This is a genomic window from Kitasatospora sp. NPDC127116 (assembly GCF_042677365.1).
GTDB classification, from domain to species: Bacteria; Actinomycetota; Actinomycetes; order Streptomycetales; family Streptomycetaceae; genus Kitasatospora; species Kitasatospora lactacystinica.
This window is the reverse complement of the sequence record NZ_JBHXTL010000027.1, coordinates 2,885-28,865: the sequence shown is the minus strand read 5'-3', so window position 1 is coordinate 28,865 and position 25,981 is coordinate 2,885. Positions and strand designations below refer to the sequence as shown.

The following is a 25,981-nucleotide window of genomic DNA, read 5'->3' as shown; positions in this document are numbered from 1 at the left end:
GGCGACGGTCGGCCGCCCCCGGCCATGAGGGGTGTCAGCGGGCCTTGCGGCGCGAGCCGGGACGGCGCTCGCTGGGCCGGTAGACCGGCTCACCGGCGGCCGTCGCGGTGTCGCGGCGCTTGGCCCCGAAGTCTGCCAGCGCCTGGGCCAGCGCGGCCGCCGACGGCGCCGGGGCCATCACGTCGACCCGCAGGCCGTGCTCCTCGGCGGTCTTGGCGGTGGCCGGGCCGATGCAGGCGATGACGGTCACGTTGTGCGGCTTGCCCGCGATGCCGACCAGGTTCCGGACGGTCGAGGACGAGGTGAACAGCACCGCGTCGAAACCGCCGCCCTTGATCGCCTCACGGGTCTCGGCCGGCGGCGGCGAGGCGCGCACCGTCCGGTACGCCGTCACGTCGTCGACCTCCCAGCCGAGCTCGACCAGGCCGGCCACCAGGGTCTCGGTGGCGATGTCGGCGCGCGGCAGCAGCACCCGGTCGATCGGGTCGAAGACCGGGTCGTACGGCGGCCAGTCCTCCAGCAGGCCGGCCGCGGACTGCTCGCCGGAGGGCACCAGGTCCGGCTTCACGCCGAAGTCCACCAGGGCCTGCGCGGTGGTCTCGCCGACCGCCGCGACCTTGATCCCGGCGAACGCGCGGGCGTCCAGGCCGTACTCCTCGAACTTCTCCCGGACGGCGCGCACCGCGTTCACCGAGGTGAAGGCGATCCACTCGTAGCGACCGGTGACCAGGCCCTTGATGGCCCGCTCCATCTGCTGCGGGGTGCGCGGCGGCTCGACCGCGATGGTCGGCACCTCCTGCGGCACCGCGCCGTACGAGCGCAGCTGCTCGGACAGGCCGGTGGCCTGCTCCTTGGTGCGCGGCACCAGGACGTTCCAGCCGAACAGCGGCTTGGTCTCGAACCACGAGTGCGAGGCCCGGTGGGCGACCTGCTCGCCCACCACGGCTATCACCGAGGTGGCCGGGTCGACCGGGGCGGAGACCGGCGAGGGCAGCACCCGGGCGGCCTTCAGGTCGGCCGCGATGCCGGACAGGGTGGAGGTGAAGGTCCGCTGGCGGGTGGTGGTGCCGGAGAGCGTGGCGCTCAGCGCCGACTCCGGCTTGCGGCCGCACGCGACCAGGGCGGTGGCGGTGGCGGGCAGCTGGCCCAGGGTGGTGCGGACCACCAGGGTGGTCTCCGGCGCGCCCAGGTCCACCGGGCTGCCGGCCAGCAGCGCGGCGCCGTCCACGAAACGCACGTCGGTGCCGGACCCGGCGCGCAGCGGGACGCCCGCGTACGCCGGGACGCCGACCGACTGGGCCACGCCCGGGATCACCTCGAACGGGATCCCGTCGCCCGCGCAGCTGAGCATCTCCTCGGCGGCGCAGCCGTCCAGGCCGGGGTCGCCGTCGACGGTGCGGACCACGTGCTTGCCGGAGCGGACGGCCTCGGCGACCAGCTTGGCCAGGTCGAAGTCGGTGCCCTCGGCGGCGGGGGCGTGCACCTGCACGCCGGCCGGACAGTGGCTGCGCACGGCGGCGGCGGTCAGCGGGTCGGCGACCAGCACGTCGGCGGTGGACAGCACCTCGACCGCGCGCAGGGTCAGCAGGCCCGGGTCCCCGGGGCCCGCGCCCAGGAAGGTGCACCGTCCGGTGGCGGGCTGTCCCACCGGGAACAGGGCATCGGTGGCGGTGGTGGGGCTCATCGGGCTCGCTCCCCCATCAGGGCGGCCGCGCCCGCGGCGAGCAGCCGGTCAGCCAGCGCGCGGCCGAGGGCCACCGCCTGCTGCTCGGCGGTCTCGTCGAGGACGATCGGACCGTTGGCGGACATCTTCAGCAGGGCGGTTCCGTCGGGGTCGCCGACCACGCCGTCCAGCCGCAGTTCGTTCTCCCGGCCCCAGGTGGCCAGCGCGGCCACCGGCGCCGAGCAGCCGGCCTCCAGGGTGGCCAGCAGGGCGCGCTCGGCGGCCACGGCGACCCGGGTGGGGGCGTGGTCCAGCGCCGCGAGCGCGGCGGTCAGCCCGGTGTCGGCGGTGGTGCACTCGATCGCGAGCGCGCCCTGGCCGGGGGCCGGGACCATCACCTCGGTGTCGAGGTGCTGGGATATCTCGGCGCTGCGGCCGAGCCGGTTCAGGCCGGCCGTCGCCAGCACCACCGCGTCCAGCTCGCCGCTGGTCACGAAGCCGATCCGGGTGTCCACGTTGCCGCGGATCGCGACGGTCTCCAGCTGCGCGCCGCGGGCGTTGGCCCAGGCGTTCAGCTGCGCCATCCGGCGGGGCGAGCCGGTGCCGATCCGGGCCGGGCGGCCGGCGCCGGCCAGCTTCTCCACCAGCTCCTCCAGGGCCAGGCCCTCGGTCGCGACCAGGGCGTCCCGGACGTCCTCGCGCTCGGGGACGGCGGCCAGCGCCAGCCCCTGCGGGGCGGCGGTGGGCAGGTCCTTGAGCGAGTGCACGGCGAAGTCGATCCGGCCCTCCAGCAGCGCGTCGCGCAGCGCGGAGACGAACACCCCGGTGCCGCCGATCTGCGCCAGCGACTCCCGGGAGGTGTCGCCGTAGGTGGTGATCTCGACCAGCTCGACGGCGCGCCCGGTGACCCTGGTCACCTCGCGGGCCACCATGCCCGACTGCGCCATGGCGAGGGCGCTGCGCCGGGTGCCGAGCCGCAGGGCCGCGGTGGCCGAGGGCTGCTCCGTGATCGGTTGACCATTCATGAGGTGATCGTCCCGGTGGTACTCGTGGGATGGCTGACGGTTCATCTGGTGCCCCCGGCCGAGGGCTGGGGCGCCCCGCCGACGGGCGTGCCCGACACGGCGTGCACGGCCGCCGGGTCGAGGTCGAACAGTTCGCGCAGCGCCTCCGCGTAGGAGGCGCCGCCCGGCTCGGCGGCCAGCTGCTTCACCCGGACGGTCGGGGCGTGCAGCAGCTTGTCGACGACGCGGCGGACGGTCTGGGTGATCTCGGCGCGCGAGCGCTCGTCCAGGTCGGGCAGCCGGGAGTCCAGCCGGCCGAGCTCGGCGGCGACCACGTCGGAGGCCATCGAGCGCAGCGCGACCACGGTCGGCGCGATCCGGGCGGCCCGCTGGGCGGCGCCGAAGGCGGTCACCTCGTCGGAGACGATCCGGGTGACCTGGTCGACGTCGCCGGCGCCGGGGCTGGCGGCGTGCGCGTGGGAGAGGCTCTCCAGGTCGACCAGCAGGGCGCCGGGCAGCTCGTGCACGGTGTGGTCGACGTCGCGCGGCATGGCCAGGTCGAGCAGGGCGAGCGGCTCGGACGCCCCGTGGCGGAGCCGCTGGGCGTCCCGTCGGGAGGCGACCGCGGCGGCCACGTCCTCGGCCTTGATCACCACACCGGCCGCGCCGGTGCAGGAGATCACCAGGTCCACCTCGGCGAGCGCCTCCGGCACCTTGGCCAGGTCCAGGACCGAGGCCACGTCCGGGCCGAGGATCTCGACCAGCCGCTCGGCGCGGGCCGGGGTCCGGTTGGCGATCAGCAGGTCGGTCACGCCGGAGCGGACCAGGGTGGCGGCGGCCAGCGAGCTCATCGAGCCGGCGCCGACCACCAGCGCGCGCTTGCCGGCGATCTCGCCCGCGCCCGCCGCGACCTGCTCCAGGCCGAAGGTGACCAGCGACTGGCCGGCCTTGTCGATGCCGGTCTCGCTGTGCGCGCGCTTGCCGACCCGCAGGGCCTGCTGGAACAGCTCGTTCAGGCCGCGCCCGGCGGTGTGCTCCTCCTGGGCCTTGGCCAGCGCGTCGCGCAGCTGGCCGAGGATCTGGCCCTCGCCGACGACCATCGAGTCCAGGCCGCAGGCCACCGAGAAGAGGTGGTGGACGGCGCGGTCCTCGTAGTGGACGTACAGGTGGGAGGTCAGCTCCTCCAGGTCCACCCCGCTGTGGTGGGCCAGCAGCAGCGACAGCTCGGCGACGCCGGCGTGGAACTTGTCCACGTCCGCGTACAGCTCGATCCGGTTGCAGGTGTTCAGCAGCGCGGCCTCGCCGACCGTCGCGGTGGCGGCGGCGTCGTGCAGCAGCCGGGTCGGTACGTCACCCGTCAGCGCGGCGCGTTCCAGCACCCCGACCGGGGCGGTGCGATGGCTCAGCCCTACGACGAGAAGGCTCATGCCCGCCCCCCACAGCTCTCGGTGTTCATGCGGGCATCACCGCGGAGAGATCCCCGTCGCCGCCCTTGGCGGACTTTCCCTTGGCCTGCTCGGCCTGGTCCTTGGCCGCCGACTCGACGGTGCCCCGGGGCTTGCCGCTGCCGCCGGCCGCGCGGCGCAGCTTGGCGGCGGCCGCCCGGACCGGACCGGGGGCGCGGTCCAGCACCGACTCGGCACGGTCGTCCGGCTCCTCGCCGGCCTTGCGCTGCTCGTGGAAGGCGAGGATCTGGAGCTCGATGGAGAGGTCCACCTTGCGCACGTCCACGCCGTCCGGGACGGTCAGCACGGTCGGGGCGAAGTTCAGGATGCTGGTGACGCCGGCCTCCACCAGCCGGTCGCACACCTGCTGGGCGGCGCCGGGCGGGGTGGTGATCACGCCGATGGAGACGTGCTGGCTCTCGACGATCGACTCCAGCTCGTCCATGTGCCGCACCGGCAGTCCGGCCGCGGTGGAACCGACCACGTTGGGGTCGGCGTCCAACAGGGCGGCCACCCGGAAGCCGCGGGAGGCGAACCCGCCGTAGTTGGCGAGCGCGTGGCCGAGGTTCCCGATGCCGACGATGACGACCGGCCAGTCCTGGGTCAGGCCGAGCTCGCGGGAGATCTGGTAGACGAGGTACTCGACGTCGTAGCCGACGCCGCGGGTGCCGTAGGAGCCGAGGTAGGAGAAGTCCTTGCGCAGCTTGGCCGAGTTCACGCCGGCCGCGGCGGCCAGCTCCTCGGAGGAGACGGTCGGCACCGAGCGCTCGGAGAGCGCGGTGAGGGCCCGCAGATAGAGGGGCAGGCGGGCGACTGTCGCCTCCGGGATGCCCCGGGCACGCGACGGTCGGCGCGCGGCGCCCTGGTCGGGCGTCTGCGAACTGCTCTGTGGTGATCGGCCGATTGCCACGGTGCTCCTGTGGGTGAAGCTGGGCTTTGGCAGCCAGGCTATGCGTTTGTGAACGTGTGCACAAAGATGGTGTCCGTTTTGTCCCTACACAGTGATGCGCATCACGCCATCGACCGCATAGCACCGGCCCGGGTCAGCACGACCTCCGGGGCTCGCGAACCGGGCAGCCAGGGGCCGTACGGGGCCTCCCTGCGCAGCAGCGGGACGCCGGCGCCGGACGGGTGGGAACGGGCCCGCCCCAGCCGGGGCCAGGGCACCTCGGCGGCCTCGCGCAGCGGGCCGGCCCAGTCGCCCGGCGGGCAGGACGGGGCGCCCAGGCAGTGCCGCAGCAGCTCGGCGGTCACCCGGGCGTCGCCCAGCGCGGTGTGCGCCGGGTACCAGCCGAGGTCCGCCGCCTCCGCACAGGCCGCCAGGCCCTGGCCGCGGGCCTGCGGCAGGTGCGCGCGGGCCAGCCGCATCGTGCACAGCAGCGGCACGGGCGGCAGCGGCACCCCGATCCGGGCGAACTCGCGATCCAGGAAGGCGTGGTCGCAGCTGACGTGGTGACCCACCAGCACCCGGCCGGCCAGCAGCTCCAGCAGCCGCGGGGCGATCTCCCGGAAGCGCGGGGCGCCCTCCACGTCGCACTGGCGTATCCGGTGCACATGGGTCGGACCTACCGGGCCCAGCGGATCCAGCAGGGTGGCGAACTCGCCCTCGGGACGCAGCCGCTCGTCGAGCAGCACCACGGCCACCTCGACCACCCGGTGCCGCCACGGGCTGCGGCCGGTCGCCTCCACGTCCACCACGGCGAAGCCCCGGGGGACCGTCCGGGGCTCCGGAGCTCCGGACACCCGGAGGGCAGGACCGGGAAGCATGGCGCACTCCTCGTGTGCTCAGCCCCCCACGGGCGCAAACGCGTTCGATCGTAAGCCGACCGACCCGCCCCGCCCCACGCCGGAACGGAGTGTCTTCGGCAACGATTCGGCGAACCTCCCCCGCCGATCGGCGGGGGGTCGGTACACGGACGAACGCCCGGTCAGGCCCCGCTCAGCCGCCGAGGGCAGTGCGCAGACGGCGCTCGTCGACCCGCCAGAAGTCGTGCTGGCGACCGTCGATCAGGGTGACCGGAATCTGCTCCCAGTAGCGGCGGTACAGCTCCTCGTCCTGGGTGATGTCCCGCTCCTCGAAGGACGCCCCCAGCTCGCCCGTCACCCGGAGGATCACCTCGCGGGCCTCGTCGCACAGGTGGCAGCCCGGCTTGCCGACCAGGGTCACGGTCCGGTCCGCGGGCTCGGGGCTCTTGCGTCGCAGCAGTGGGCTCACCACCCCATTCTCCGCCATGGCACCCGCCCGCCCGGGGGCACCCGGCACCCGGTGGAGCTGTTCACCTCGCGGGCACGGCTCCGTCACGGTCGCCGCGCGCCCGGCTGGCTATCCTCGATGACATGGCCGTGCTCAGAAGGCTCACCCAGGCAAGGCGTTCCAGCAGCGAGCGGAGCGCCCTGGCCGGCGAAGCCGCGGCCGAGGCGGCCGAGGCCGCGCTGCGGGCCGAGCCCGGGCCGGACGGCACCGCGGGGCGGGACGGCGGCACCGGGCCGGACGGCACCACCGGAACGGACGGCAGCACCGGGCCGGACGCGCCGGCCGCGGCGAAGCCCGGCAGGGCCCCCAAGACCCCCAAGGCCTCGACCGAGAACCACACCCCGGACCCGGACGACCCCCGCGCCGCCGCCTTCTTCGACTGCGACAACACCATCCTGCGCGGCGCCGCGATCTTCTACCTCGGCGTCGGCCTCTACCGCCGCGGCTTCCTCACCCGCCGCGACATCGCCCGCTTCGCCTGGCAGCAGGCCTGGTTCCGGCTGCACGGCACCGAGGACCCGGACCACATCTCCGACGCCAAGCAGTCCGCCCTCGGCATCGTGGCCGGCAAGCCCACCGCCGACCTGGAGGCGATCTGCGAGGAGATCTTCGAGGAGGTCGTGGCGGACAAGATCTGGCCCGGCACCCGCGCCCTGGTCCAGATGCACCTGGACGCCGGCCAGCGGGTCTGGCTGGTCACCGCCGCCCCGCTGGAGGTAGCCAGGATCATCGCCCGGCGGCTCGGCATGACCGGCGCGCTGGGCACCGTCGCCGAGGCCCGGGACGGCCTGTACACCGGCCGGCTGGTCGGCGACCTGCTGCACGGCCCGGCCAAGGCCGCCGCCGTCCGCGCGCTGGCCCGGCGCGAACGCCTCGACCTCGACCGCTGCGCCGCCTACAGCGACTCGGCCAACGACATCCCGATGCTCTCGCTGGTCGGCCACCCGTACGTGGTGAACCCGGACGGCGCGCTGCGGCGCCACGCCCGGACCCAGGGCTGGCGGGTGCGGGACTTCCGGACCGGGCGCAAGGCGGCCCGGGTGGGGCTGCCGGCCGCGGCCGCGCTCGGGGTGCTGGCCGGCGCGACGGCGGCCGGGGTGGCGCTGAACCGGCGCAGGCGCCGCTCCTGAACCTCCCGCGCCGGGGGTCGCGCGGGCTCCCGAAGACCGCCGGGGGCGCGCCCGAGGGCCGCCCGAAGACGGTCGGGAGGTCGTCGGCGGATCGTCGGGACGCCGTCGGGACGCCGTCCGGACGGGCTCGCCCCGGCGAGCGAGCGGGCGTCAACAGGGCCTCTGACCTGGCCCCTCTTACGGGCGAACTCCCCTGCACCGCAGGGTGGTCCGAGTCACCTGCACGAACCTGTCGCCCGGTGACCGGTTCTGATCGTTCGCCAGGCCGGGAAAGTCAGGGGTTGCCGAGCCCCAAGGCTGGGAAACCGCCCCTCAGGCCGCCGAATTGGTCACCCTGAGCGCCTGTTCGATCACGTTGAGCCGGATGAACGATGACAGCTCCGGTCAGTGTCAGCCGAATATGCACAACAAATGGATCCCAAACGACCACTTCGACCACACGGTGTAGCTGTCATTGCACAAAGCGTTATTCTCTCCTGGATGCACGTCACCACGCGTCCCGCTCGAACGGACGCTTCGGGGAGTGCTCTCCGCGCAGGCGGAGGTGATCCGTCCACAGTTCTGCCTCTGGGAGTCCCGTGTACCCACCCGTCCGGAACGACGCGCCTGCACCCTCCCGCCCGTCGTCCGCGCCCCTGCGCCCCCGCACCGGCCTGCGCGGTCGGCCGACCGCCGAGCGGCAGATCTCCACCGGCCTGACCCTGCTGCGCACCCTGCTCCGCAGCCAGTTCGCCGTCCTGCCCCAACTCGCGCCGGCTGGAGGATCGTTCGTCCAGCCCCAGCCGCCCGGCCCGGCGCTGCGCACCACCGCCGCCGGCTCGGCCGGCACCGGCTCGCGCGGCCGCACCGGCAGCACCGGCGCCGGCCGGGGCCGCGCCCGGACGGCGCCCAACCCCGGCTACGAGACCGAGCACAACCCGATCATGGAGCTGGTCGAGCGCGCCCAGGCCGGCGAGAGCGAGGCCTTCGGGCGGCTCTACGACCACTACGCGGACACCGTCTACCGCTACATCTACTACCGGGTCGGCAGCCGGGCCACCGCCGAGGACCTCACCAGCGAGACCTTCCTGCGCGCCCTGCGCCGGATCGGCACCTTCACCTGGCAGGGCCGGGACTTCGGCGCCTGGCTGGTCACCATCGCCCGCAACCTGGTCGCCGACCACTTCAAGTCCAGCCGCTTCCGGCTGGAGGTCACCACCGGCGAGATGCTGGACTCCAACGAGTGCGAGCGCAGCCCGGAGGAGTCGGTGCTGGAGTCGCTCTCCAACGCCGCCCTGCTGGACGCCGTGCGCCGGCTCAACCCGCAGCAGCAGGAGTGCGTCACCCTGCGCTTCCTGCAGGGGCTCTCGGTGGCCGAGACGGCCCGGATCATGGGCAAGAACGAGGGCGCCATCAAGACCCTCCAGTACCGCGCCGTCCGCACCCTGGCCCGGCTGCTCCCGCCCGACGCGCGATGAACCATGCCGAGGACGACCCCGGTGCCATACGGCACGGCCGTCCGTCACCGTTCGCGCCCGGCCGACACGTCAGGGTGAACGGTCGGTCCGATGATCAGCCGTGCGTAACCGACCGCCCGCACCACTCGTTGGCCAACGTGCAAGCCCCCACCAGGCGTACGGTCAAGTCGAATTGCGGCCTATCACCCGATGGAGTGGCTTTGGCCAGCCAGGGCAACCGTCCGGCAGGCCAGGGTGTCGACAACGACGAAGGGAGGTGTGGCCCGTGACGGCAAACGTGCTGGAGCACCGGCGGGCGAAGGCCTTCGCCGAGGCGCTGGAGGCCCACCAGGCAGAGCAACGCGCTGCGGCCAACGCCGAATCGGACAACGCCGCCGCCACCGGCGCCGGTCCGGTCGCGATGGCCGAACTGGTCGGTCTGACCGACGCGCTGGGGGCGCTGCCCGGGCCGGTGCTGGACCGGGAGGTCCGCACGGTCCAACGCGCCCAGCTGATGGCCGCGTTCGAGCAGGCCTTCGCCGGCGGGACGGGCACCCCGGTGCCCCGGCAGCGCCGCCACCGGGCGATCCGGACGGCGCCGCGCGGCCGCTGGAGCCGCCGGTTCGCGATCGGCGGGCTGGTCGCCGGGCTCGCCGTCGGCAGCCTGACCGGCGCCGCCGCGGCCAGCGCCCACGCCCTCCCCGGGGACACGCTGTACGGCCTCAAGCGCGGGCTGGAGGGACTCCGGCTCGACTTCGCCGGTTCCGACTCCGAGCGCGGCGAACTGCTGCTCGACAACGCGGCCACCCGGCTCGGCGAGGCCAAGACCCTGGTCGGCCGCACCGGCCCGGCCGGCGGCCTCAGCCCGGCCACCGTCGAACAGGTCCGCCGCGCCCTGGACGACATGCACGCCGACGCCCTCAGGGGCCGCGAGCTGCTGCGCTCGGTCTACCGCAGCAACGGCTCGCTCGACCCGATGCGGGCGCTGGCCGGCTTCGCCCACGACGAGGACGGCCGGTGGAGCGAGCTGCAGGGCCGACTGCCCGTCCAGCTCACCCAGCAGGCCGACCTGGTGAACCGCCTCTTCGACGACATGAGCGAGGACGTCGCGCCCCTGCGCCTGGTCCTGCCCCCCGCTCAGAGCGGTGGCGCGGCCGGCTCCGGAGCGGGCGACGGCTCCTCCCACTCCACCGACGGCTCCCCGGCCGGGTCCCCCGCGGCCGGATCCGGCACCACGGCCGGCGCCGACCGGGCCCCGGGCTCCGCCGGCAACCGCCCCGGCGCCCCCGAGCACGCCCCGGCCAACCCCGGCTCCGGCGCCTCCGGCACCGGGGGCAAGGGCGGCGTCCTGCCGGACACCCTGCCCAGCAGCGCCCCGGACGCCGTCAACGGCCTGGTCGGCGGCCTCACCAGCGGCCTCACCGGCACCAAGCCCTCGCCGAGCGCCGACGCGGCCCCGCAGCAGGCACCTCAGCAGGCCACGCCCGGCGCCCCGAACGCGGCCCAGCCGCAGGGCGTCGAGGTGCCCCCGCTGCTCCCGGACTTGTTGCCCGGGCTGCGCATCCTGGGCGGCTGACGGCAGGGCGGTGGGGGCCCGGCGGAGTGCGATATCCGCCGGGCCCCCGCCGTACCCGGATTCTTCCGTGGCGCCCGGCTCCTCGGAAGGACCCGGGCCTCCTCGGCCGAGCACCGCCGGAAGAGCACCGCCGGCGGAGCGCCATCGGCAGAACACCGTCAGAAGAACACCGAACGCCGCTGCACCAGCAGCTGGTAGAGGGTGTGCTGGATGGTCTCGCGCACCTCGTCGGCCAGGTCGAAGACCAGCATCGGGTCGTCCGCCGCCTCCACCGGGTAGCTGTCGGTGGCGATCGGCTCGCCGAAGCGGATCGTCCACTTGGTCGGCAGCGGCAGCACCCCGAGCGGGCCCAGCCACGGGAAGGTCGGGGTGACCGGCACGTACGGCAGGCCCAGCAGCCGGGCCAGGGTCTTCACGTTGCCGATCATCGGGTAGGTCTCTTCGGCCCCGACGATCGAGCAGGGCACGATCGGCACCCGCGCCCGCAGCGCCGAGGCGACGAAGCCGCCGCGGCCGAACCGCTGGAGCTTGTAGCGCTCGGAGAACGGCTTGCCGATCCCCTTGAAGCCCTCCGGCCAGACCCCGACGACCTCGCCGCGCTCCAGCAGGGCCTGGGCGTCCTCGTTGCAGGCCAGCGTGTGGCCGGCCTTGCGGGCCAGCTCGTTGACGCCGGGCAGCACGAAGACCAGGTCGGCGGCGAGCATCCGCAGGTGCCGCCGGGCGGGGTGGTGGTCGTGGATGACCACCTGGGTCATCAGGGCGTCCAGCGGGATCGTGCCGGAGTGGTTGGCGACGATCAGCGCGCCGCCCTCGGCCGGGATGTGCTCCACGCCCTGGACGTCGATCCGGAAGTACTTCTCGGCCAGCGGGCGCAGCAGCGAGAGCAGCACCTCCTCGGTGAGCTCCCGGTCGAAGCCGAACTCGTCCACCTCGTAGTCGCCGGTCACCCGGCGGCGCAGGAAGGCCAGCCGCTCGGCGGCACGGCCCTCCCAGCCCTTGCCGAACAGCCCGGTGGCGGCCGGGCCGAGCGGCCCGGACAGCACGCCGCCGACGGCCTCGGCGAGCCGGTCGGCCAGTTTCGGCCCCTCGGGCGAGGTCCAGCTGGGGGCGGACTCGATCGGGATGACCTTGGCCTCGCCCGACGCGTTCTCGGCTGCGGCACTCATCGCGGGTTCAGCTCCTCGGTGGGCGGGGGCGGTTCGGTACGGCGTCCGGTCCGGCGGCCGGCCCCGCGGGGGCGGCCCCTTCCGGGCCGAGCAGGGCCGTCAGCCGGTCGGTGACGGCGGCCAGCCGCTCGGGCGGCAGCAGACCCGGCCCCTGCGCGGCGGCGAAGTCGGCGAAGGCCTCCGGGGTGCCGAACGCCGGGCGGTAGCCGAAGGTGTCGCGCAGCCGCGCGGTGTCCACCACCCGGCCGTGGGTGAGCAGCCGCAGCTGCTCGGGCGAGACGTCGACCAGCCGGGTCTGCCGGGCCAGCACGGCCATCCAGCTGACCGCGGGCAGCAGCAGCGGCAGGGTGGGCCGGCCGAGCCGGCGGGCGCACTGGGAGAGCAGCAGGACGCCCTCCCCCGCCACGTTGAAGGTCCCGGTGTTGACGGTGCCCGGCGCGGGCTCGTCGGCGGCCCGGCAGAGCACCGCGACGGCGTCGTCCTCGTGCACGAACTGCAGCCGCGGGTCGTAGCCGAGCACGGTCGGGAGCACGGGCAGCGCGAAGTACTCGCTGAGCGGGGTGTCCGCGTCCGGGCCGACGATGTTGGCGAAGCGCAGCACCGTCACCGCGACGTCCGGGCGGCGCCGGGCGAAGCCGCGCACATAGCCCTCGACCTCCGCCGCGTCCTTGGCGAAGCCGCCGCCGGGCGGGTCCTTGGGCTGCATCCGCTCGCTGAACACCGCCGGGTCGCGGGGCGCGGATCCGTAGACGCCGGTGGTGGACTTCACCACCAGCCGGCGCACCCCGGGGGCCTTCTGGCAGGCGCCGAGCAGCTGCATGGTGCCGATCACGTTGGACTCCTTCACCGCGGAGCGGTTGGTGGAGCCCAGGCCGGTGGCGCTGACGCTGAGGTGCACCACGGTGTCCACCCGGTGCTCGGCGAGCACCCGGGAGAGCGCCGGGCGGCGCAGGTCGAGCTGGTGGAAGCGGTACGGGGCGGCCGGCCCGGCCGGCTCCTCGGGCGGCAGTCGGGGCGGCTGCACGTCCACGCCGACCACCAGGTCCACGCCCGGCCGGCGGCGGACCTCGGCGACGAAGCGGGCACCGAGATGGCGCGCCACGCCGGTGACGAGCACGACCACGCCCACGGTGTTGCCCCCGTTCCCCGGCCCGAGCGGCCTGCGTGCACCGTACCGCGCCGCCCTGCCGGGCCGTGAAATGACACCGCCCGCCCAGACCACGAGGGGCTGGACGGGCGGTGGAAGCGCTGGGCGCGCTAGGCGCGGCCGGGGGCGCTTACTTCTTGTTGCGACGCTGAACGCGGGTCCTCTTCAGAAGCTTGCGGTGCTTCTTCTTGGCCATACGCTTGCGACGCTTCTTGATGACAGAGCCCACGGAACAACCCTCGCTCACTGAGACTCTCGCCCGTGAGAGACGGAGTCCATACGACTGACGTGAGGGCCTAGCCTACCGTCCACGGTGCTAAGGCCGTAATCGTGCTCCCCGATACCGGGAAACTCGGGGGAAATCCCCGGCGAACGGGTGCGGCGCCCACCGGTGTGGACCCCGCACCCGCGCGCCGCCGCTACGCGCTCTCGAGCCGCACGTAGGACTCCTTGAGGTACTCGTGCACCGCCTGCTGGGGCACCCGGAAGGACCGTCCGACCCGGATGGCCGGCAGCTCTCCGCTGTGCACCAGTCGGTACACCGTCATCTTGGACACCCGCATGACCGCGGCGACCTCCGCCACGGTCAGGAAGACGACTTCCTGAAGGGGGCGCTCGACGGAACTCATGACCATCACCCGACCCTTACCCGTGTGCAAGGCACCGGCTTCCCCTCCGGTGACTCCACCGGCACACGTGTATCCCCAGAGTAGTTATGGGTGGTACCAGTGGGAAGAGGGGAAGTGCAGTCCTCGTACGGTGAGAGATAGGACCGTTGCAGTACGTAGCCGATCGGCCGATGGCACCGCCCGGCGTACGCACGGCCTGACCAGGGCGGCGGGTTCAGGCCAGCAGCCCGTGCTGGGGGAACACCGCCCGCCGGGTGGCGAGGATGGCCTGATCGAGCCGGTCGGCCGGATCGTAACCCGAGTCGAAGTCGCGCCAGGCGGGGCGGGCGCCGTCGGTCATCCGCAGCGGGGCCGGGCGGCGGGTGCGGCGGTAGACCTCGGCGCGCCAGGACTCGGGGGTCTCGGTGGCCGGGTCGACGGGCCGGGCGGCGGCGGTGGCGACCAGGTGGGTCCAGGTGCGCGGGACGACGTCCACCACGGCGTAGCCGCCCCCGCCGGTGGCCACCCAGCGACCGCCGGCGTACTGGTGGGCGAGGTCGTGCAGCGCCTCGGCGATCAGCCGCTGGGCGTCCACGGTGACGGCGAGGTGGGCGAGCGGGTCCTCCAGGTGGGTGTCGGCGCCGTGCTGGGTGACCAGGACCTGTGGCCGGAACGCGTCGAGCAGTTCGGGCACCAGGGCGTGGAAGGCGCGCAGCCAGCCGGCGTCGCCGGTGCCCGCGGGCAGCGGCAGGTTGGCGGCGGAGCCGGGGGCGTCCTCGCCGCCGGTCTCGATCGACCAGCCGGTCTGCGGGAAGAGCGTGGCGGGGTGCTCGTGCAGCGAGACGGTGAGCACCCGGGGGTCGTTCCAGAAGGCCGCCTGGACGCCGTCGCCATGGTGGACGTCCACGTCGACGTAGGCGACCCGCTCGGCGCCGAGTTCGAGCAGCCGGGCGATGGCCAGCGCCGGGTCGTTGTAGACGCAGAAGCCGGAGGCCTTGCCGGGCATCGCGTGGTGCAGCCCGCCGCTGAAGTTGACGGCGTGCGGGGTCTCGCCGCGCCAGACGGCCTCGGCGGCGGCGACGGACTGGCCGGCGATCAGTGCCGAGGCCGAGTGGATCGCCGGGAAGGACCAGTTGTCGTCGGTGCCCAGTCCGTGCAGCGGGTCGGAGCGCTCGGGATGGGCGGCGGCGTTCCGGACCGCCTCGACGTACTCCCGGGTGTGCACCAGCCGGAGGGTGGACTCGCCGGCTGGCGGCGCGGAGCGGACGGTCACCCCGGGGCCGGTGCTCAGTCCGAGGGCCTCGACCAGGCGCATGGTGAGGGCCAGCCGGGTCGGGTCCATCGGGTGGCCGGGGCCGAAGTCGTAGGCGGTGACGGCCTCGTCCCAGAAGAGGTGCAGGCCGCAGGGGGTGTCACGCTCGGCTTCGGGCATGGCCTCCACCGTAGCGGGTGGCGGTGGCCGGACCGCCCTCAGGGCGCGCCGGGGCGGCACTCGCGGGAGCCGCCGGGCGCGGGGTGCGCAATGAAACTACGGAAGTTGTGGGGCAGCTGTGGAGGCGGGTGTTGAGGCGGTGCAGACAAACGCTTTGCGACTCCATATCCTCTCCGCCATGAAGCCATTCAGCGTGCAACGCCTTGGGGTAATTCTCGCTGCAATACTGGGTTTTGGCGTCTTCTTCGCCGCCCAGCCGGCCTCCGCCGCGGTCAGCGGCACCACCTTCGCGGTCGACAAGTCGACGGCGAAGGCGGGAGACCAGCTGACCCTGACGCTGTCGCTCACCAACAGTGAGACCAGTCCCATCTACTTCGCCTACGAGGCCGTCCAGCCGACCTGGCCGGCCAACACGCAGGCCGGAGCGTTCACCGTCCTCAGCTGCACCGGTGACACCTCCGACTGCGCGATCAACGGGAACAGCGCCAACTTCCACTTCAACGCGCCGATCGCGCCCGGTGCGACGAAGAGCGTCACGCTCACCGTCAAGATCACCGACACCCCGGCGTGGGGCACCGCGCCGTACACGCTGAACTGGGCGCCGTACGTCTACTACGAGTTCGGCCAGGTCGGCAACGGCACGGCCAAGGACCAGGGCTGGACCTACGGAGTGCCCGAGCTCCAGACCGTGATCAGCTGACCCCACGTCCCGTCGACCGCCCCCGCCGTCACCCGACGGCGGGGGCCGGGGCGGGTTCCGGGGCGGGCTCCGGGGCGAAGCGGTCGGCCAGCGGCAGGACGGCGAGCACCAGCAGCATCGGGGCGAGCAGCGCCCAGCGGTACGAAGCGGCGTCCGCGATCGCCCCGACCAGCGGCGAACCCAGCAGGAACCCCACGTAGTTGAAGAGGTTGAGCCGGGCCACCGCGGCATCGGAGTCGGCCGGGAAGAGCCGGCCGCCGGCCGCGAACACCTGCGGGATGATCGCGCAGATGCCGAAGCCCAGCACGGTGAAGGCGGCGATGCCCGCCCAGGCGCCGGGCGCGACCGCGGCCAGCCCGAAGCCGAGCGCGGCCAGCGCGGCACCGGCACGGACCACCGGGACGGCGCCGAAGCGCTGCACCGCGCGGTCGCCCAGTGCCCGGCCGAGCAGCATCGCGACCATGTAGCCCAGGTAGGAGAGCTTGGCGAGGTCCTCCCGGCTGCCCAGCCCGTCGGTGAGGTACTTGACGCTGTAGTTGGAGACCGAGGCGTCCGCGATGTACGCGAAGGCCATCGCCAGGCAGAGCGGCAGCAGCGGACGCCAGGGGACGGACCGGGCGGCGGCCTCCGCGGCCTCCCGGACGGCGTCGCCGAGTTCGGCCGGGCCGGCGAGCAGGCCGCCGGTCAGCAGGGCGAGCGGGGCGATCACCGCGGCGGCCGTGCCGAACAGCACCGGCAGCCCGAGGTCGTAGTGCGAGCCGAGGCCCGCCAGGGCCGCGCCGAGGATGCCGCCGAGGCTGAACGCCGCATGGAAGCCGATCATGATCGAGCGGCCGTAGCGGTGCTGGAGCCCCACCCCGAGCATGTTCATACTGGCGTCCAGCGCGCCCACCAGCAGCCCGAACGCGCCGAGGGCCAGGGCGAGTTGCCACAGCGTGCCGCCCAGTCCGGCAGCCGCCAGGCTGAGGCAGACGGCGGGCTGGACCACCCGCAGCACGGTCCGTGCGCCGGTGCGCTTCACCAACTGCTCGGAGACGATCGAACCGACCCCGGCCAGAACCGGCACCGCGGCCAGGAAGACCGGCAGCAGCCCGTCGCTCAGCCCGTACCGGTGCTGGATCTCCGGGATGCAGGTGACCAGCAGGGCGAAGGTGACGCCCTGGAGCAGGAAGCTGACGGCGAGCGCCGCCCGCCCCACGCGCAGACCGGGCGCCGCGGCGGACGCGACGGGCCCTGCGGACGGTGCGGCACTCAAGCGGACCTCCAGGCGGACTCCACACGGACCTCGCAGACCTCGCTACCGACCGGTAGGACGATGTTGGCGAGAGCGTAGGGGGTGCGCCGCGATTACGGGAGGGGTCGCGCAGCGGTCATTTCCCGCCGGAGGCCAACTCCCGGGAGCGGTCCCGCGCCGCCTCCAGGGCGCCGAGCAGCGCGGCCCGCACCCCGTGGTTCTCCAGCTCGCGGATCGCCGCGATGGTGGTGCCGGCCGGGGAGGTGACCGCCTCGCGCAGCTTCACCGGGTGCTCGCCGGAGTCGCGCAGCATCACCGAGGCGCCGATCGCGGACTGCACGATCAGGTCGTGCGCCACCTGCCGGGGCAGCCCGAGCAGGATGCCGGCGTCGGTCATCGCCTCGACCAGGAAGTAGAAGTAGGCCGGACCGGAGCCGGAGAGCGCGGTGGCCGCGTCCTGCTGGGACTCGGGCAGCCGAAGCGCCTTGCCGACCGAGCTGAAGATCTCCTCGGCGCGCACCAGGTGCTCCTCCCCCGCGTGCGAACCGGCCGAGATGACGCTCATCCCCTCGTCCACCAGGACCGGGGTGTTGGGCATCACCCGGACCACCGGGGTGCCCGCCGCCAGCCGCTCCTCGAACCAGGCGGTGGGGACGCCGGCCGCGGCCGAGATCACCAGCCGGTCCGCGTCGACGTGCGGGGCCAGCTCCTCCAGCAGGGCGCCCATGTCCTGCGGCTTGACCGCCAGGATCAGGGTGTCGGCGAGCTTGGCGGCCTCGGCGTTGGAGACGGCCACCACGCCGTAGCGGGCCGCGAGTTCGGCCGCCCGCTCCGGGCGGCGGGCGGTCACCAGGACATCGGCCGGATCCTTGCCCGCGCGCAGCAGACCGGAGAGCAGGGCCTCCCCGATCTTGCCGGTGCCCAGGAAGGCGATCTTCTGTCCGTGTGCTGCGCTGCTGCCCATCGTCCGCTCCTTGCCTCGGTACTGCGGCCATCCTCGCACCGCCCACCGGCACACGCGGGGACCGTCCGACCCGTGGTCGCCACGGACCCGAACGACCCTTGCCCCTAGGGAGAGAACTCGGGGGTTTCCCCTATGGCCTCCCGGCTCCGGGGAGCGCACCGTGGAGTCATGGCACACGACGAAATGTCCCGACGTGAGAACCGGCAACTCGCCGTCGCCTCGGCGACCGTGGGCCCGTGGCGGACCGCCGCGGGGGTCGGTGCGGTGGTGGGGGCGACGGCCCTGGGGATCGAGGCGATCTCCGGGAACTGGTCGCTGAGCATGCTGGCCTCACCGGCCGGCTGGGGCCTATTCTTCTTCTTCCTGGTCGGCACCGTCGGCGGCCAACTGCGGCGCGACACCACCGACCGGCGACTGCGCCGCTGGGCGAACGAGCACCCGTGGCAGTCCGCGCTCCCGGCGGCCGGCGGCCTGCTGGCACTGAACACGCTGGCCCAGCTGTTCCTCGGCGACGAGGGCCTGTTCGGCGCCTTCTTCCTCTCGCTGCTGCCGGCCGGCCTCCTGCTGGCGATCGCCGGGGTGGTCGGGTCGGTCAAGCAGGCCCGCGGCAAGGGCTGACGGCCACCCGCGACCTGCCCGTTTCCGGACAAACGACACCGATCCCACGGATCACGCACACGCGTTCACCACGAAGTGTGCCCCCGATCAACGGACCGTCACACCCTGTCGGCATACTGGCGCGATGCCGACAGCCGAAGATCCGGAACCGCGCCCCGAGACGGGCCGCGAGGCGGGCGGGAAGGACCCGTTCGCCGACCTCGTCCTGGACGAGGAATTCGTCCGCGGGGCCACCGTCAAGGAGCAGAGCGGGCGCACCCGCATGCTGTCCGCCCGGTGGAAGCACACCCCGCCGGTCGACCCGGGCGGCCGCCGCTCGGTCAACGACGGCCCGTCCGCGCCCAAGGGCCGGTTCGGGTGCAAGCCGAAGCCCGCCGCGCTCGACCCGTGGGGCAACCCCCGCCGCCCGAGCCGGCGCGGCTGGCGCACACCTGTGCTCGTGGCGCTGACCGTCGCGGTGGTGCTCTCCGTCCTGAACGTCGACGGGCTGCGCACATGGTTCTCGGACCACGTCTGGAAGAACTCCTCCGCCACCCCGGTGCCCACCGTCGCCCCGGAGACCGCCAGGCCGACCTCGGCACCGCCGACCACCCCCGACGACCAGCCGACCGTGGACCACCCCTGGAAGGGCTCCCCCGCCGAGGGCTGGCCGAACGGCCCGGAGGCCTTCGTGCTGCCCGAGGCCAAGGCCGTCGGCGTCTTCTCGGCCGACGAGGTCGCCGCCCAGCTCCAGTCGGTCAAGGACTACCTGACGGCCTCCAACCTCGACCCCCGGGTGATCGCGGGAGCCCGTCCGGACGCCGCCCTGGCGATGCTCGACCGCCAGGAACGGGCCAACGCCGTCGCCGCCCTCGACCACCCCGCCAAGGAGACCGACCCGACCAGCTGGTTCACCCGCTTCGACCCGCGCGAGGCCGCCCTGGTGGGCACCACCGTCAAGGTCCAGGGCCGGATCAGCTTCGAGGAGGACGGTGACGGCGGCGTGCTGGTGCACACCGACTTCACCTTCGTCTACCCGCTGCAGCCGGGCCCGGACGCGGAGAAGCTGGCCTCGTCCCGCCGCCGCACCCCGGACACCGCGCCGGGCGGCACCGCCAAGCCGGTCGGCCTGGTCACCCGGACCGCCGCCACCGACAACGGCGACACCTGGACGACCCGCACCATCGTGCGCAAGGTCGACGACGTCCGCTTCTACGACCCGAAGCACTACAAGGTCGACGCGAAGAAGCTGGTGTTCGCCAAGACCCAGTGGGACGCCGGCAACAGTGCCTGCGACGTCTACGACGGCTTCCTGCACCCGCAGTTCCAGCAGTTCACCAGCCACGACCCGGCACCGGGCGGCCCGACCACCGACCCGTACGACCGGAGCAAGGACATCACCCCGGCCGACCAGTGCGGCAGCGTCAGCCGGACCTAGGGTCCGGTGGCAGGAGGCGTCAGCGCTTGCGCTTGGCCCGGCCCGGCGCCTTGGCGTCGGGCCGGCGGCTGCGGCCCGCCTGGCGCTTCTCGTACTGGGCGACGGCCCGCTCGTAGGCGGCCCGCCGGACCGCCTCGCCGGGGGCCTCGACCAGGCTGCGGGCGAAGTAGGCGAGCAGCGAGCCGGCCCCGCCGATCAGCCAGACCGCGCCGAGCGACTTCTCCTCGGCCATCCAGCCGGTCAGCTGGTCCTTGCCCTCGGTGAGCACCTTCCAGGTGCGCCGCACGGCCATCATCGAGCAGACCGCGATGGCGGCGGTCAGCAGCCCGTTGAGGAACGTGCCGTTGTCGGAGAGGGCGATGCCCTCGATGCCGAAGCGCAGCAGCAGCACCACGGCGGCCGCCGCGACCAGGGCGCCGATCGACACGGCGACCCGGCGCGGCCAGTAGCCGTTGTCCCGGTTCAGCCAGCTGGTGCCGAACCAGCGGATCGGCTCCGGCTCGGGGGCGCCGACGGGAGTGGGGGCGGGGGTGGGGGGCTGCTCGCTCACGCCGTCGATTATCACCCGACCGCCGCACACGGCGGAGGAGCCGTCCCGGCCGGTGGGACGGCTCCTCCTCGTTCCGTGCGGGCCCGGCCGCGTTCCGTTCGGGCCCGGTGCCGTTCCGTGCGGGCCCGGCCGGGTCAGCCGAGCTTGGACACGTCGCGGACGGCGCCCCTGTCGGCGGAGGTGGCCATCGCGGCGTAGGCGCGCAGGGCCTGGCTGACCTGCCGGTCGCGGTTCTTCGGCCGGTAGCCGCCCGCGGCCTCCAGGGCCCGGCGGCGCTCCGCCAGGACCTCGTCCGGGACCTCCAGGGAGATCCGGCGGCCGGGGATGTCGATGGCGATGGTGTCGCCGTCCTCGACCAGCGCGATGGTGCCGCCGGAGGCCGCCTCCGGGGAGGCGTGGCCGATGGACAGGCCCGAGGTGCCGCCGGAGAAGCGGCCGTCGGTGACCAGCGCGCAGGCCTTGCCCAGACCCCGGCCCTTGAGGAAGGAGGTCGGGTAGAGCATCTCCTGCATGCCCGGGCCGCCCTTGGGGCCCTCGTAGCGGATGACGACGACGTCGCCCTCCTTGACCCGCTTGGCGAGGATCGCCTCGACCGCGTCCTCCTGGGACTCGACCACGACGGCCGGACCGCTGAAGGTCCAGATCGACTCGTCCACGCCGGCGGTCTTCACGATGCAGCCGTCCTCGGCGAGATTGCCGTACAGCACGGCCAGGCCGCCCTCGACCGAGTAGGCGTGCTCGACGCTGCGGATGCAGCCCTTGGCGGAGTCCGTGTCCAGCGACTCCCAGCGCTCGGACTGCGAGAAGGCCTCGGCGGAGCGGACGCAGCCGGGAGCGGCGTGCCACAGCTCGACGGCCTCCGCGGAGGGCGAACCGCCGCGCACGTCCCAGGTCTTGAGCCACTCGGCGAGCGAGTCGGCGTGCACGGTGTGGACGTCCTCGTTGAGCAGCCCGCCCCGGTACAGCTCGCCGAGGATGGCCGGGATGCCGCCGGCCCGGTGCACGTCCTCCATGTAGTACGAGCCGTTCGGCGCGACCTTGGACAGGCAGGGCACCTTGCGGGAGATCGCGTCGATGGCCCGCTGGTCGAAGTCCAGCTCGGCCTCCTGGGCGGCGGCGAGCAGGTGCAGGATGGTGTTGGTCGAGCCGCCCATGGCGATGTCCAGGGCCATGGCGTTCTCGAAGGCGGCGCGGGTGGCGATCGCCCGGGGCAGCACCGAGGCGTCGTCCTGGCCGTAGTGGCGGTTGGTGATCTCGACGACGGTCCGGCCTGCGTCCTCGTAGAGGGCGCGGCGGGCGGTGTGGGTGGCGAGCACCGAACCGTTGCCCGGCAGCGAGAGGCCGATCGCCTCGGTCAGGCAGTTCATCGAGTTGGCGGTGAACATGCCGGAGCACGAACCGCAGGTGGGACAGGCGTTCTCCTCGATGATCGCGATGTCCTCGTCGGAGACGTTCTCGTTGACCGCCTGGGAGATCGCGTCGACCAGGTCGAGCTTGCGCACCGTGCCGTCGACCAGGGTGGCCTTGCCGGCCTCCATCGGGCCGCCGGAGACGAAGACGGTCGGGATGTTCAGGCGCAGCGCGGCCATCAGCATGCCCGGGGTGATCTTGTCGCAGTTCGAGATGCAGATCAGGGCGTCGGCGCAGTGCGCGTTCACCATGTACTCGACCGAGTCGGCGATCAGGTCCCGCGAGGGCAGCGAGTAGAGCATGCCGCCGTGGCCCATCGCGATGCCGTCGTCCACGGCGATCGTGTTGAACTCGCGCGGGATGCCGCCCGCCCGCTTGATCGCCTCGGAGACGATCCGGCCGACCGGCTGGAGGTGGGTGTGCCCGGGCACGAACTCGGTGAAGGAGTTGGCGACCGCGATGATCGGCTTGCCGAAGTCCTCGCGGGCTACGCCGGCCGCCCGGAGAAGCGCCCGGGCGCCTGCCATGTTGCGACCGTGGGTGACCGTACGGGACCTCAGCTCGGGCACTGTGCTCCACTCCTTCGGGGCTCTCGCGGGCACCCCGCTGCTGGGAGGGTCCGGGGGCCGCTGTGGGTACCGAGCCTACGCCCGCCGTCCGGCCGGCGGACGCTCCGTCCGCGATGCGGGCAGGCGGCGGGCCTCCCCGGTCAGTCCCGCTTGACGGCCACGGTGAGGTCCAGGACGTACGGCTCGACCACCTGCCCGTCCGGGAACTCGGCCAGCAGCGCCGCACGCTCGGCGGCGAGCAGCGGTTCGCGCCGCTCCGGGTCCAGCGAGGCGAAGTAGGAGCGCGAGGTGAGGTTGTCGACCACCTGCTCGACCGGCACCCGCCGCTGCCAGCGCAGCTCGGCACGGGAGACCTCCAGCCCGGCGGCGGCGAAGGGCACCGTCAGCTCGGCGATCCGGCGGTAGCCGTGGTAGCGGCCCGACAGCGCCGCCCACAGCCGCTCGTCCCGGGCGCGCACCCACGGGACGCTCTCGTCGAAGACGTTCCACCAGGCCGCGACGGCGCCGCCCGGCCGCAGCACCCGCAGCGCCTCGGGGACGGACTTCTCGGGGTGCGTCCAGTGGAAGGCCTGGGCGTAGGTGACCAGGTCGGCGGAGCCGTCGTGGAACGGCAGGTCGTCGCCGACGCCGCGGACCAGCGGCAGGTCCGGCGAGACGGCCTGGAACTGCGCGGCCATCCCGGCGGAGGGCTCGACCCCGACGACGTCCGCGCCGCGGGCGGCCAGCAGACGGGTGGCGATGCCGGTGCCGGCGCCGACGTCCAGGACCCGGGCGCCCTTGAGCCCGCGGCCCCAGAGCCGCTCCAGCTCGTCGAACAGCCCCTCCGGGTAGCCGGGGCGGCCGCGGTCGTACGCGGCGGCCACCGCGCCGAAGCTCCCGGCCAGCTCGCGGAAGTTGCGGACCTCACTGAAGCCGCCGGCCCCACCGGCGTTCTGATCGTTCGTCACTTCTCCCCCTCGACAGGGCGGTTCGCGCCCGATCCGGCCGGACGGCTCAGCGTACGCGCGAGGGGGTGGCCAGGTGCAAGCGGGTAAAAGCGAGGGCCTCGGCCAGATCGGCCTCGCGTTCGGCGGGGGAGGCCGCGCGCCGGGTGTTGACCTCCAGCACCACGTGGCCGTCGAAACCGGTGCGGGCGAGGTGCTCCAGCAGCTCGGCGCAGGGCTGCTTGCCGCGGCCGGGGATCAGGTGCTCGTCCTTGCCGGAACCGCTGCCGTCGGCCAGGTGGACGTGGGCGAGCCGGTCGCCCATCCGCTCGACCATCGCGAAGGTGTCGATCCGGGAGGTGGCGGCGTGCGAGAGGTCGATCGTGAAGTGCCGGTAGTCCTCGTCGGTGACGTCCCAGCCCGGCGCGTACGCGAGCATCTCGCGGTCGCGGTAGCGCCACGGGTACATGTTCTCGACGGCGAAGCGGACGTCCGTCTCGCCCGCCATCCGGTTGATGCCCTCGACGAACTCCTTGGCGTACTGGCGCTGCCAGCGGAACGGCGGGTGGACGACCACCGCGCTCGCGCCCAGCTTCTCGGCCGCCGCCCGGGCCCGGACCAGCTTCGTCCACGGGTCGGTGGTCCACACCCGCTGGGTGATCAACAGGCACGGCGCGTGCACGGCCAGGATCGGCAGCCGGTGGGCGTCGGAGAGCCGGCGCAGGGCGTCGATGTCCTGGCTGACCGGGTCGTTCCACACCATCACCTCGACCCCGTCGTAGCCGAGCTTGGCGGCCAGCTCGAAGGCCACGGCGGTGCTCGCCGGGTACACCGAGGCGGTGGACAGCACCACCTTGGTGTCGGGGATGTGCAGGGCCGGGTGCCGGGGCAGCACCAGCCGGTCGGTGGTGCGCAGCAGCGGCGGGCGGGCGGCGTCGCGCTTGGCGGCCTTGACCGAGCGGACGGACTGGACGGCGGCCTTGGCGGCGCCGGCGGCCCGGGCGGTGCGGGTCTCCTTCGGGACGGGCTTCGCGGCGGCCCTGTTCGGGGTGCCCTTCCCGGTGGCGGGCTGCTGCGCGGCGTGCTTCTGCGCGGTGTGCTGCTGTTCGGTGTGCTGCCGTGCGGTGTGCTGCTGTGCGGTGCGCTTCCGTGCGGTGGCCGTCTTCGCCGTGTCCGCCGTGGTCGCGGTCTTCGCCGCTGCCGTCTTCGCGGTGCGCTGGGCGGCCTTGACGGCCTTCGCGGCCTGCTTGGCGGCCTGGGCGGCGGTGGCACCCGTGACCGCCTTGCCGAGCCGGCGGCGCGGACCGTCCGACCGCGACTGCCCGCTCCCGGGAGTGCGGCCCTCCTGCGTTCCGTCCTCGCCCGCTGGTTGCACCACGGGAGACAGCGTAAGCGGAGCACGCTGCGAACGGGGCGGGATGACCGGCGCAGTGACCATCGGCACGTCGACCCGGCCGCGGTCGATCGACGGCCGGCACTCCGCCGCGCCCGGCGCCCGGGCGCGGCCGGGCTACGGGGTGAGCGCCGGGCGGCGGCGGTCGGCCGGGCTGTCCATGGCGTCCAGGCGGCGCAGGATGATGCCCTCGCGCAGCGCCCACGGACAGACGTCCAGCTCCTGCAGGCCGAACAGGTCCATCGCGGCGTCGGCGACCAGCGCCCCGGCCAGCAGCTGCTTGGCCCGGCCCTCGGAGACGCCGGGGATCTGGGCGCGCTCGGCGACGGTCATCGCGGACAGCCGGGGCAGCCAGGAGGCCAGCCCGCTGCGGGTGAGCCGGCGGTCGGCGTACGGGCCCGCGTCGGCGGGGGCGGCGCCCGTCATCCGGGCCAGCTGCTTGAAGGTCTTGGAGGTGGCGACCGCGTGCCGCGGCGGGCCGAGGCGGTTGATCTCGCCGACCACGGCGGCCAGCTCGGCCCGGATGTGTCGTCTCAGCTCGCGCAGCACCTCCGGGTCGGCGACGTCGCCCGGCAGCCAGCGGGCGGTCAGCCGGCCGGCGCCCAGCGGCAGCGAGCAGGCGACGTCCGGCTGCTCGTCCAGGCCGCAGGCGATCTCCAGCGAGCCGCCGCCGATGTCCAGGTTGAGCAGCCGGCCCGAGGACCAGCCGAACCAGCGGCGGACGGCCAGGAAGGTGAGCCGGGCCTCGTCCTGCCCGGAGAGCACGCGCAGCTCGACGCCGGTCTCGGCGGCCACCCGGCGCAGCACCTCCTCGCCGTTCGCCGCCTCGCGCACGGCGGAGGTGGCGAACGGGAGGATGTCGACGACGCCCTTGTCCTCGGCGACCCGCAGCGAGGAGGCCACATGGCCGACCAGCCGCTCGACGCCGGCCGCGCTGATCGCGCCGTCCGCGTCCAGCAGCTCGGCCAGGCGCAGCTCGGCCTTGTGCGAGTAGGCCGGCAGCGGGGCAGCGCCCGGATGGGCGTCCACCACGAGGAAGTGGACCGTGTTGGAACCTACGTCGAGCACACCGAGTCGCATAACTCTCCACGCTACGCGATGCGGACCCTGGTGAGAGGGGGTGTGACGGTATTCGCGCTGGTCCGGGACCGGGCGGCGGGGCCGACGGCCATCCGGCGGCGGTCCGGCGGCCCGGGTCGTCCGCGCCCGGACCGTCCGGGCGCTCAGTGGCCGCGCGGGCGGGCGGGGTGCCGGCGGGGTGGGCGGGGTGGGCGCCGGTAACGGCGGTGCGGGTGGGCGTCGGTAGCGGTGAGGGCCGAGCTGTTTTTATCGGCGAAGGGAA

24 protein-coding genes are annotated in these 25,981 nt (G+C 73.9%); 6 read left to right on the top strand and 18 right to left on the bottom strand.

The features are described from left to right. Positions 1-34: 34 nt before the first annotated feature. The 6 genes from ACFVHV_RS13820 to ACFVHV_RS13795 form a co-directional block, all read right to left on the bottom strand. Complete coding sequence (locus ACFVHV_RS13820) at positions 35-1,684, bottom strand: bifunctional uroporphyrinogen-III C-methyltransferase/uroporphyrinogen-III synthase (RefSeq protein WP_359902764.1); 1,650 nt, start codon at positions 1,682-1,684, stop codon at positions 35-37. Then, the gene (gene hemC, locus ACFVHV_RS13815; RefSeq protein WP_359902761.1) at positions 1,681-2,688 is read right to left on the bottom strand and encodes a hydroxymethylbilane synthase; all 1,008 of its coding nucleotides are present in this window, start codon (positions 2,686-2,688) and stop codon (positions 1,681-1,683) included. Before hemC ends, ACFVHV_RS13820 begins: the two co-directional genes overlap by 4 nt. Positions 2,689-2,729: 41 nt before the next feature. Then, complete coding sequence (locus tag ACFVHV_RS13810) at positions 2,730-4,094, bottom strand: glutamyl-tRNA reductase (protein ID WP_359902758.1); 1,365 nt, start codon at positions 4,092-4,094, stop codon at positions 2,730-2,732. Between the two features lie 25 nt (positions 4,095-4,119). Then, positions 4,120-5,022, bottom strand: coding sequence for a redox-sensing transcriptional repressor Rex (locus tag ACFVHV_RS13805; RefSeq protein WP_359902755.1), 903 nt, complete (start codon positions 5,020-5,022; stop codon positions 4,120-4,122). 101 nt (positions 5,023-5,123) lie between these two features. After that, entirely contained in the window at positions 5,124-5,879 is a 756-nt protein-coding gene (locus tag ACFVHV_RS13800) for a 3'-5' exonuclease (RefSeq protein WP_359902753.1), read from the bottom strand. A 172-nt stretch (positions 5,880-6,051) separates the two neighbouring features. Next, the gene (locus ACFVHV_RS13795; RefSeq protein WP_359902750.1) at positions 6,052-6,345 is read right to left on the bottom strand and encodes a glutaredoxin family protein; all 294 of its coding nucleotides are present in this window, start codon (positions 6,343-6,345) and stop codon (positions 6,052-6,054) included. A gap of 104 nt (positions 6,346-6,449) precedes the next feature. On the opposite strand from ACFVHV_RS13795, the gene ACFVHV_RS13790 reads away from it, so the two are divergent. From ACFVHV_RS13790 to ACFVHV_RS13780, 3 genes are all read left to right on the top strand, one after another. Next, on the top strand, positions 6,450-7,496 hold the full coding sequence (locus ACFVHV_RS13790; protein ID WP_380351279.1) for an HAD family hydrolase: 1,047 nt from the start codon (positions 6,450-6,452) through the stop codon (positions 7,494-7,496). A 635-nt stretch (positions 7,497-8,131) separates the two neighbouring features. Further along, positions 8,132-8,953, top strand: coding sequence for an ECF subfamily RNA polymerase sigma factor, BldN family (locus ACFVHV_RS13785; protein WP_380351316.1), 822 nt, complete (start codon positions 8,132-8,134; stop codon positions 8,951-8,953). 265 nt (positions 8,954-9,218) lie between these two features. Next, positions 9,219-10,508, top strand: coding sequence for a DUF5667 domain-containing protein (locus ACFVHV_RS13780; RefSeq protein ID WP_380351278.1), 1,290 nt, complete (start codon positions 9,219-9,221; stop codon positions 10,506-10,508). A 158-nt stretch (positions 10,509-10,666) separates the two neighbouring features. On the opposite strand, the gene ACFVHV_RS13775 is transcribed toward ACFVHV_RS13780, so the two are convergent. The 5 genes from ACFVHV_RS13775 to ACFVHV_RS13755 all read right to left on the bottom strand — a co-directional run bounded on the left by ACFVHV_RS13775 (position 10,667) and on the right by ACFVHV_RS13755 (position 14,861). Further along, the gene (locus ACFVHV_RS13775; protein ID WP_380351276.1) at positions 10,667-11,674 is read right to left on the bottom strand and encodes a lysophospholipid acyltransferase family protein; all 1,008 of its coding nucleotides are present in this window, start codon (positions 11,672-11,674) and stop codon (positions 10,667-10,669) included. Positions 11,675-11,681: 7 nt separating this feature from the next. Continuing rightward, positions 11,682-12,803: an NAD-dependent epimerase/dehydratase family protein gene (locus tag ACFVHV_RS13770; RefSeq protein WP_359902740.1), complete on the bottom strand. Its 1,122-nt coding sequence runs from the start codon at positions 12,801-12,803 to the stop codon at positions 11,682-11,684. A 148-nt stretch (positions 12,804-12,951) separates the two neighbouring features. Continuing rightward, positions 12,952-13,050, bottom strand: coding sequence for a 30S ribosomal protein bS22 (locus ACFVHV_RS13765; protein ID WP_003948845.1), 99 nt, complete (start codon positions 13,048-13,050; stop codon positions 12,952-12,954). A 190-nt stretch (positions 13,051-13,240) separates the two neighbouring features. Continuing rightward, entirely contained in the window at positions 13,241-13,450 is a 210-nt protein-coding gene (locus ACFVHV_RS13760) for a helix-turn-helix domain-containing protein (protein ID WP_045699258.1), read from the bottom strand. A gap of 214 nt (positions 13,451-13,664) precedes the next feature. Then, positions 13,665-14,861: an acetoin utilization protein AcuC gene (locus tag ACFVHV_RS13755; RefSeq protein WP_380351274.1), complete on the bottom strand. Its 1,197-nt coding sequence runs from the start codon at positions 14,859-14,861 to the stop codon at positions 13,665-13,667. A gap of 178 nt (positions 14,862-15,039) precedes the next feature. On the opposite strand from ACFVHV_RS13755, the gene ACFVHV_RS13750 reads away from it, so the two are divergent. Continuing rightward, complete coding sequence (locus ACFVHV_RS13750) at positions 15,040-15,561, top strand: hypothetical protein (protein ID WP_359902736.1); 522 nt, start codon at positions 15,040-15,042, stop codon at positions 15,559-15,561. Between the two features lie 28 nt (positions 15,562-15,589). Here ACFVHV_RS13750 and ACFVHV_RS13745 read toward each other — a convergent pair whose 3' ends face one another. Both ACFVHV_RS13745 and proC read right to left on the bottom strand, forming a co-directional pair. Beyond that, positions 15,590-16,765 carry an MFS transporter gene (locus ACFVHV_RS13745; protein ID WP_380351315.1) on the bottom strand — a complete coding sequence of 392 codons (1,176 nt, stop codon included), beginning with the start codon at positions 16,763-16,765 and terminating at the stop codon, positions 15,590-15,592. A gap of 166 nt (positions 16,766-16,931) precedes the next feature. Next, entirely contained in the window at positions 16,932-17,759 is an 828-nt protein-coding gene (gene proC, locus ACFVHV_RS13740; RefSeq protein WP_380351273.1) for a pyrroline-5-carboxylate reductase, read from the bottom strand. 168 nt (positions 17,760-17,927) lie between these two features. On the opposite strand from proC, the gene ACFVHV_RS13735 reads away from it, so the two are divergent. Both ACFVHV_RS13735 and ACFVHV_RS13730 read left to right on the top strand, forming a co-directional pair. Further along, entirely contained in the window at positions 17,928-18,377 is a 450-nt protein-coding gene (locus ACFVHV_RS13735; RefSeq protein ID WP_359902728.1) for a hypothetical protein, read from the top strand. Positions 18,378-18,501: 124 nt separating this feature from the next. Continuing rightward, entirely contained in the window at positions 18,502-19,794 is a 1,293-nt protein-coding gene (locus tag ACFVHV_RS13730) for a hypothetical protein (protein WP_380351271.1), read from the top strand. Positions 19,795-19,813: 19 nt separating this feature from the next. Here ACFVHV_RS13730 and ACFVHV_RS13725 read toward each other — a convergent pair whose 3' ends face one another. The 5 genes from ACFVHV_RS13725 to ACFVHV_RS13705 form a co-directional block, all read right to left on the bottom strand. Further along, positions 19,814-20,344: a hypothetical protein gene (locus tag ACFVHV_RS13725; protein ID WP_359902722.1), complete on the bottom strand. Its 531-nt coding sequence runs from the start codon at positions 20,342-20,344 to the stop codon at positions 19,814-19,816. Between the two features lie 134 nt (positions 20,345-20,478). Further along, on the bottom strand, positions 20,479-22,323 hold the full coding sequence (ilvD, locus tag ACFVHV_RS13720; protein WP_380351269.1) for a dihydroxy-acid dehydratase: 1,845 nt from the start codon (positions 22,321-22,323) through the stop codon (positions 20,479-20,481). Positions 22,324-22,463: 140 nt separating this feature from the next. Then, positions 22,464-23,270, bottom strand: coding sequence for a class I SAM-dependent methyltransferase (locus ACFVHV_RS13715; protein ID WP_380351268.1), 807 nt, complete (start codon positions 23,268-23,270; stop codon positions 22,464-22,466). 46 nt (positions 23,271-23,316) lie between these two features. Continuing rightward, entirely contained in the window at positions 23,317-24,120 is an 804-nt protein-coding gene (locus tag ACFVHV_RS13710) for a sugar phosphate isomerase/epimerase (RefSeq protein ID WP_359902899.1), read from the bottom strand. Positions 24,121-24,756: 636 nt separating this feature from the next. Next, positions 24,757-25,719, bottom strand: a complete 963-nt coding sequence (locus ACFVHV_RS13705; protein ID WP_359902714.1) for a Ppx/GppA phosphatase family protein — start codon at positions 25,717-25,719, stop codon at positions 24,757-24,759. Positions 25,720-25,981 lie beyond the last annotated feature (262 nt).

Bases quoted from the DNA above. Each gene is read 5' to 3' on its own strand.
- ACFVHV_RS13820 (WP_359902764.1), bottom strand. From the start codon at position 1,684: ATGAGCCCCACCACCGCCACCGATGCCCTGTTCCCGGTGGGACAGCCC.
- hemC (WP_359902761.1), bottom strand. From the start codon at position 2,688: ATGAATGGTCAACCGATCACGGAGCAGCCCTCGGCCACCGCGGCCCTG.
- ACFVHV_RS13810 (WP_359902758.1), bottom strand. From the start codon at position 4,094: ATGAGCCTTCTCGTCGTAGGGCTGAGCCATCGCACCGCCCCGGTCGGG.
- ACFVHV_RS13800 (WP_359902753.1), bottom strand. From the start codon at position 5,879: ATGCTTCCCGGTCCTGCCCTCCGGGTGTCCGGAGCTCCGGAGCCCCGG.
- ACFVHV_RS13795 (WP_359902750.1), bottom strand. From the start codon at position 6,345: ATGGCGGAGAATGGGGTGGTGAGCCCACTGCTGCGACGCAAGAGCCCC.
- ACFVHV_RS13790 (WP_380351279.1), top strand. From the start codon at position 6,450: ATGGCCGTGCTCAGAAGGCTCACCCAGGCAAGGCGTTCCAGCAGCGAG.
- ACFVHV_RS13775 (WP_380351276.1), bottom strand. From the start codon at position 11,674: ATGAGTGCCGCAGCCGAGAACGCGTCGGGCGAGGCCAAGGTCATCCCG.
- ACFVHV_RS13760 (WP_045699258.1), bottom strand. From the start codon at position 13,450: ATGAGTTCCGTCGAGCGCCCCCTTCAGGAAGTCGTCTTCCTGACCGTG.
- ACFVHV_RS13755 (WP_380351274.1), bottom strand. From the start codon at position 14,861: ATGCCCGAAGCCGAGCGTGACACCCCCTGCGGCCTGCACCTCTTCTGG.
- ACFVHV_RS13750 (WP_359902736.1), top strand. From the start codon at position 15,040: ATGAAGCCATTCAGCGTGCAACGCCTTGGGGTAATTCTCGCTGCAATA.
- proC (WP_380351273.1), bottom strand. From the start codon at position 17,759: ATGGGCAGCAGCGCAGCACACGGACAGAAGATCGCCTTCCTGGGCACC.
- ACFVHV_RS13735 (WP_359902728.1), top strand. From the start codon at position 17,928: ATGGCACACGACGAAATGTCCCGACGTGAGAACCGGCAACTCGCCGTC.
- ACFVHV_RS13730 (WP_380351271.1), top strand. From the start codon at position 18,502: ATGCCGACAGCCGAAGATCCGGAACCGCGCCCCGAGACGGGCCGCGAG.
- ACFVHV_RS13705 (WP_359902714.1), bottom strand. From the start codon at position 25,719: ATGCGACTCGGTGTGCTCGACGTAGGTTCCAACACGGTCCACTTCCTC.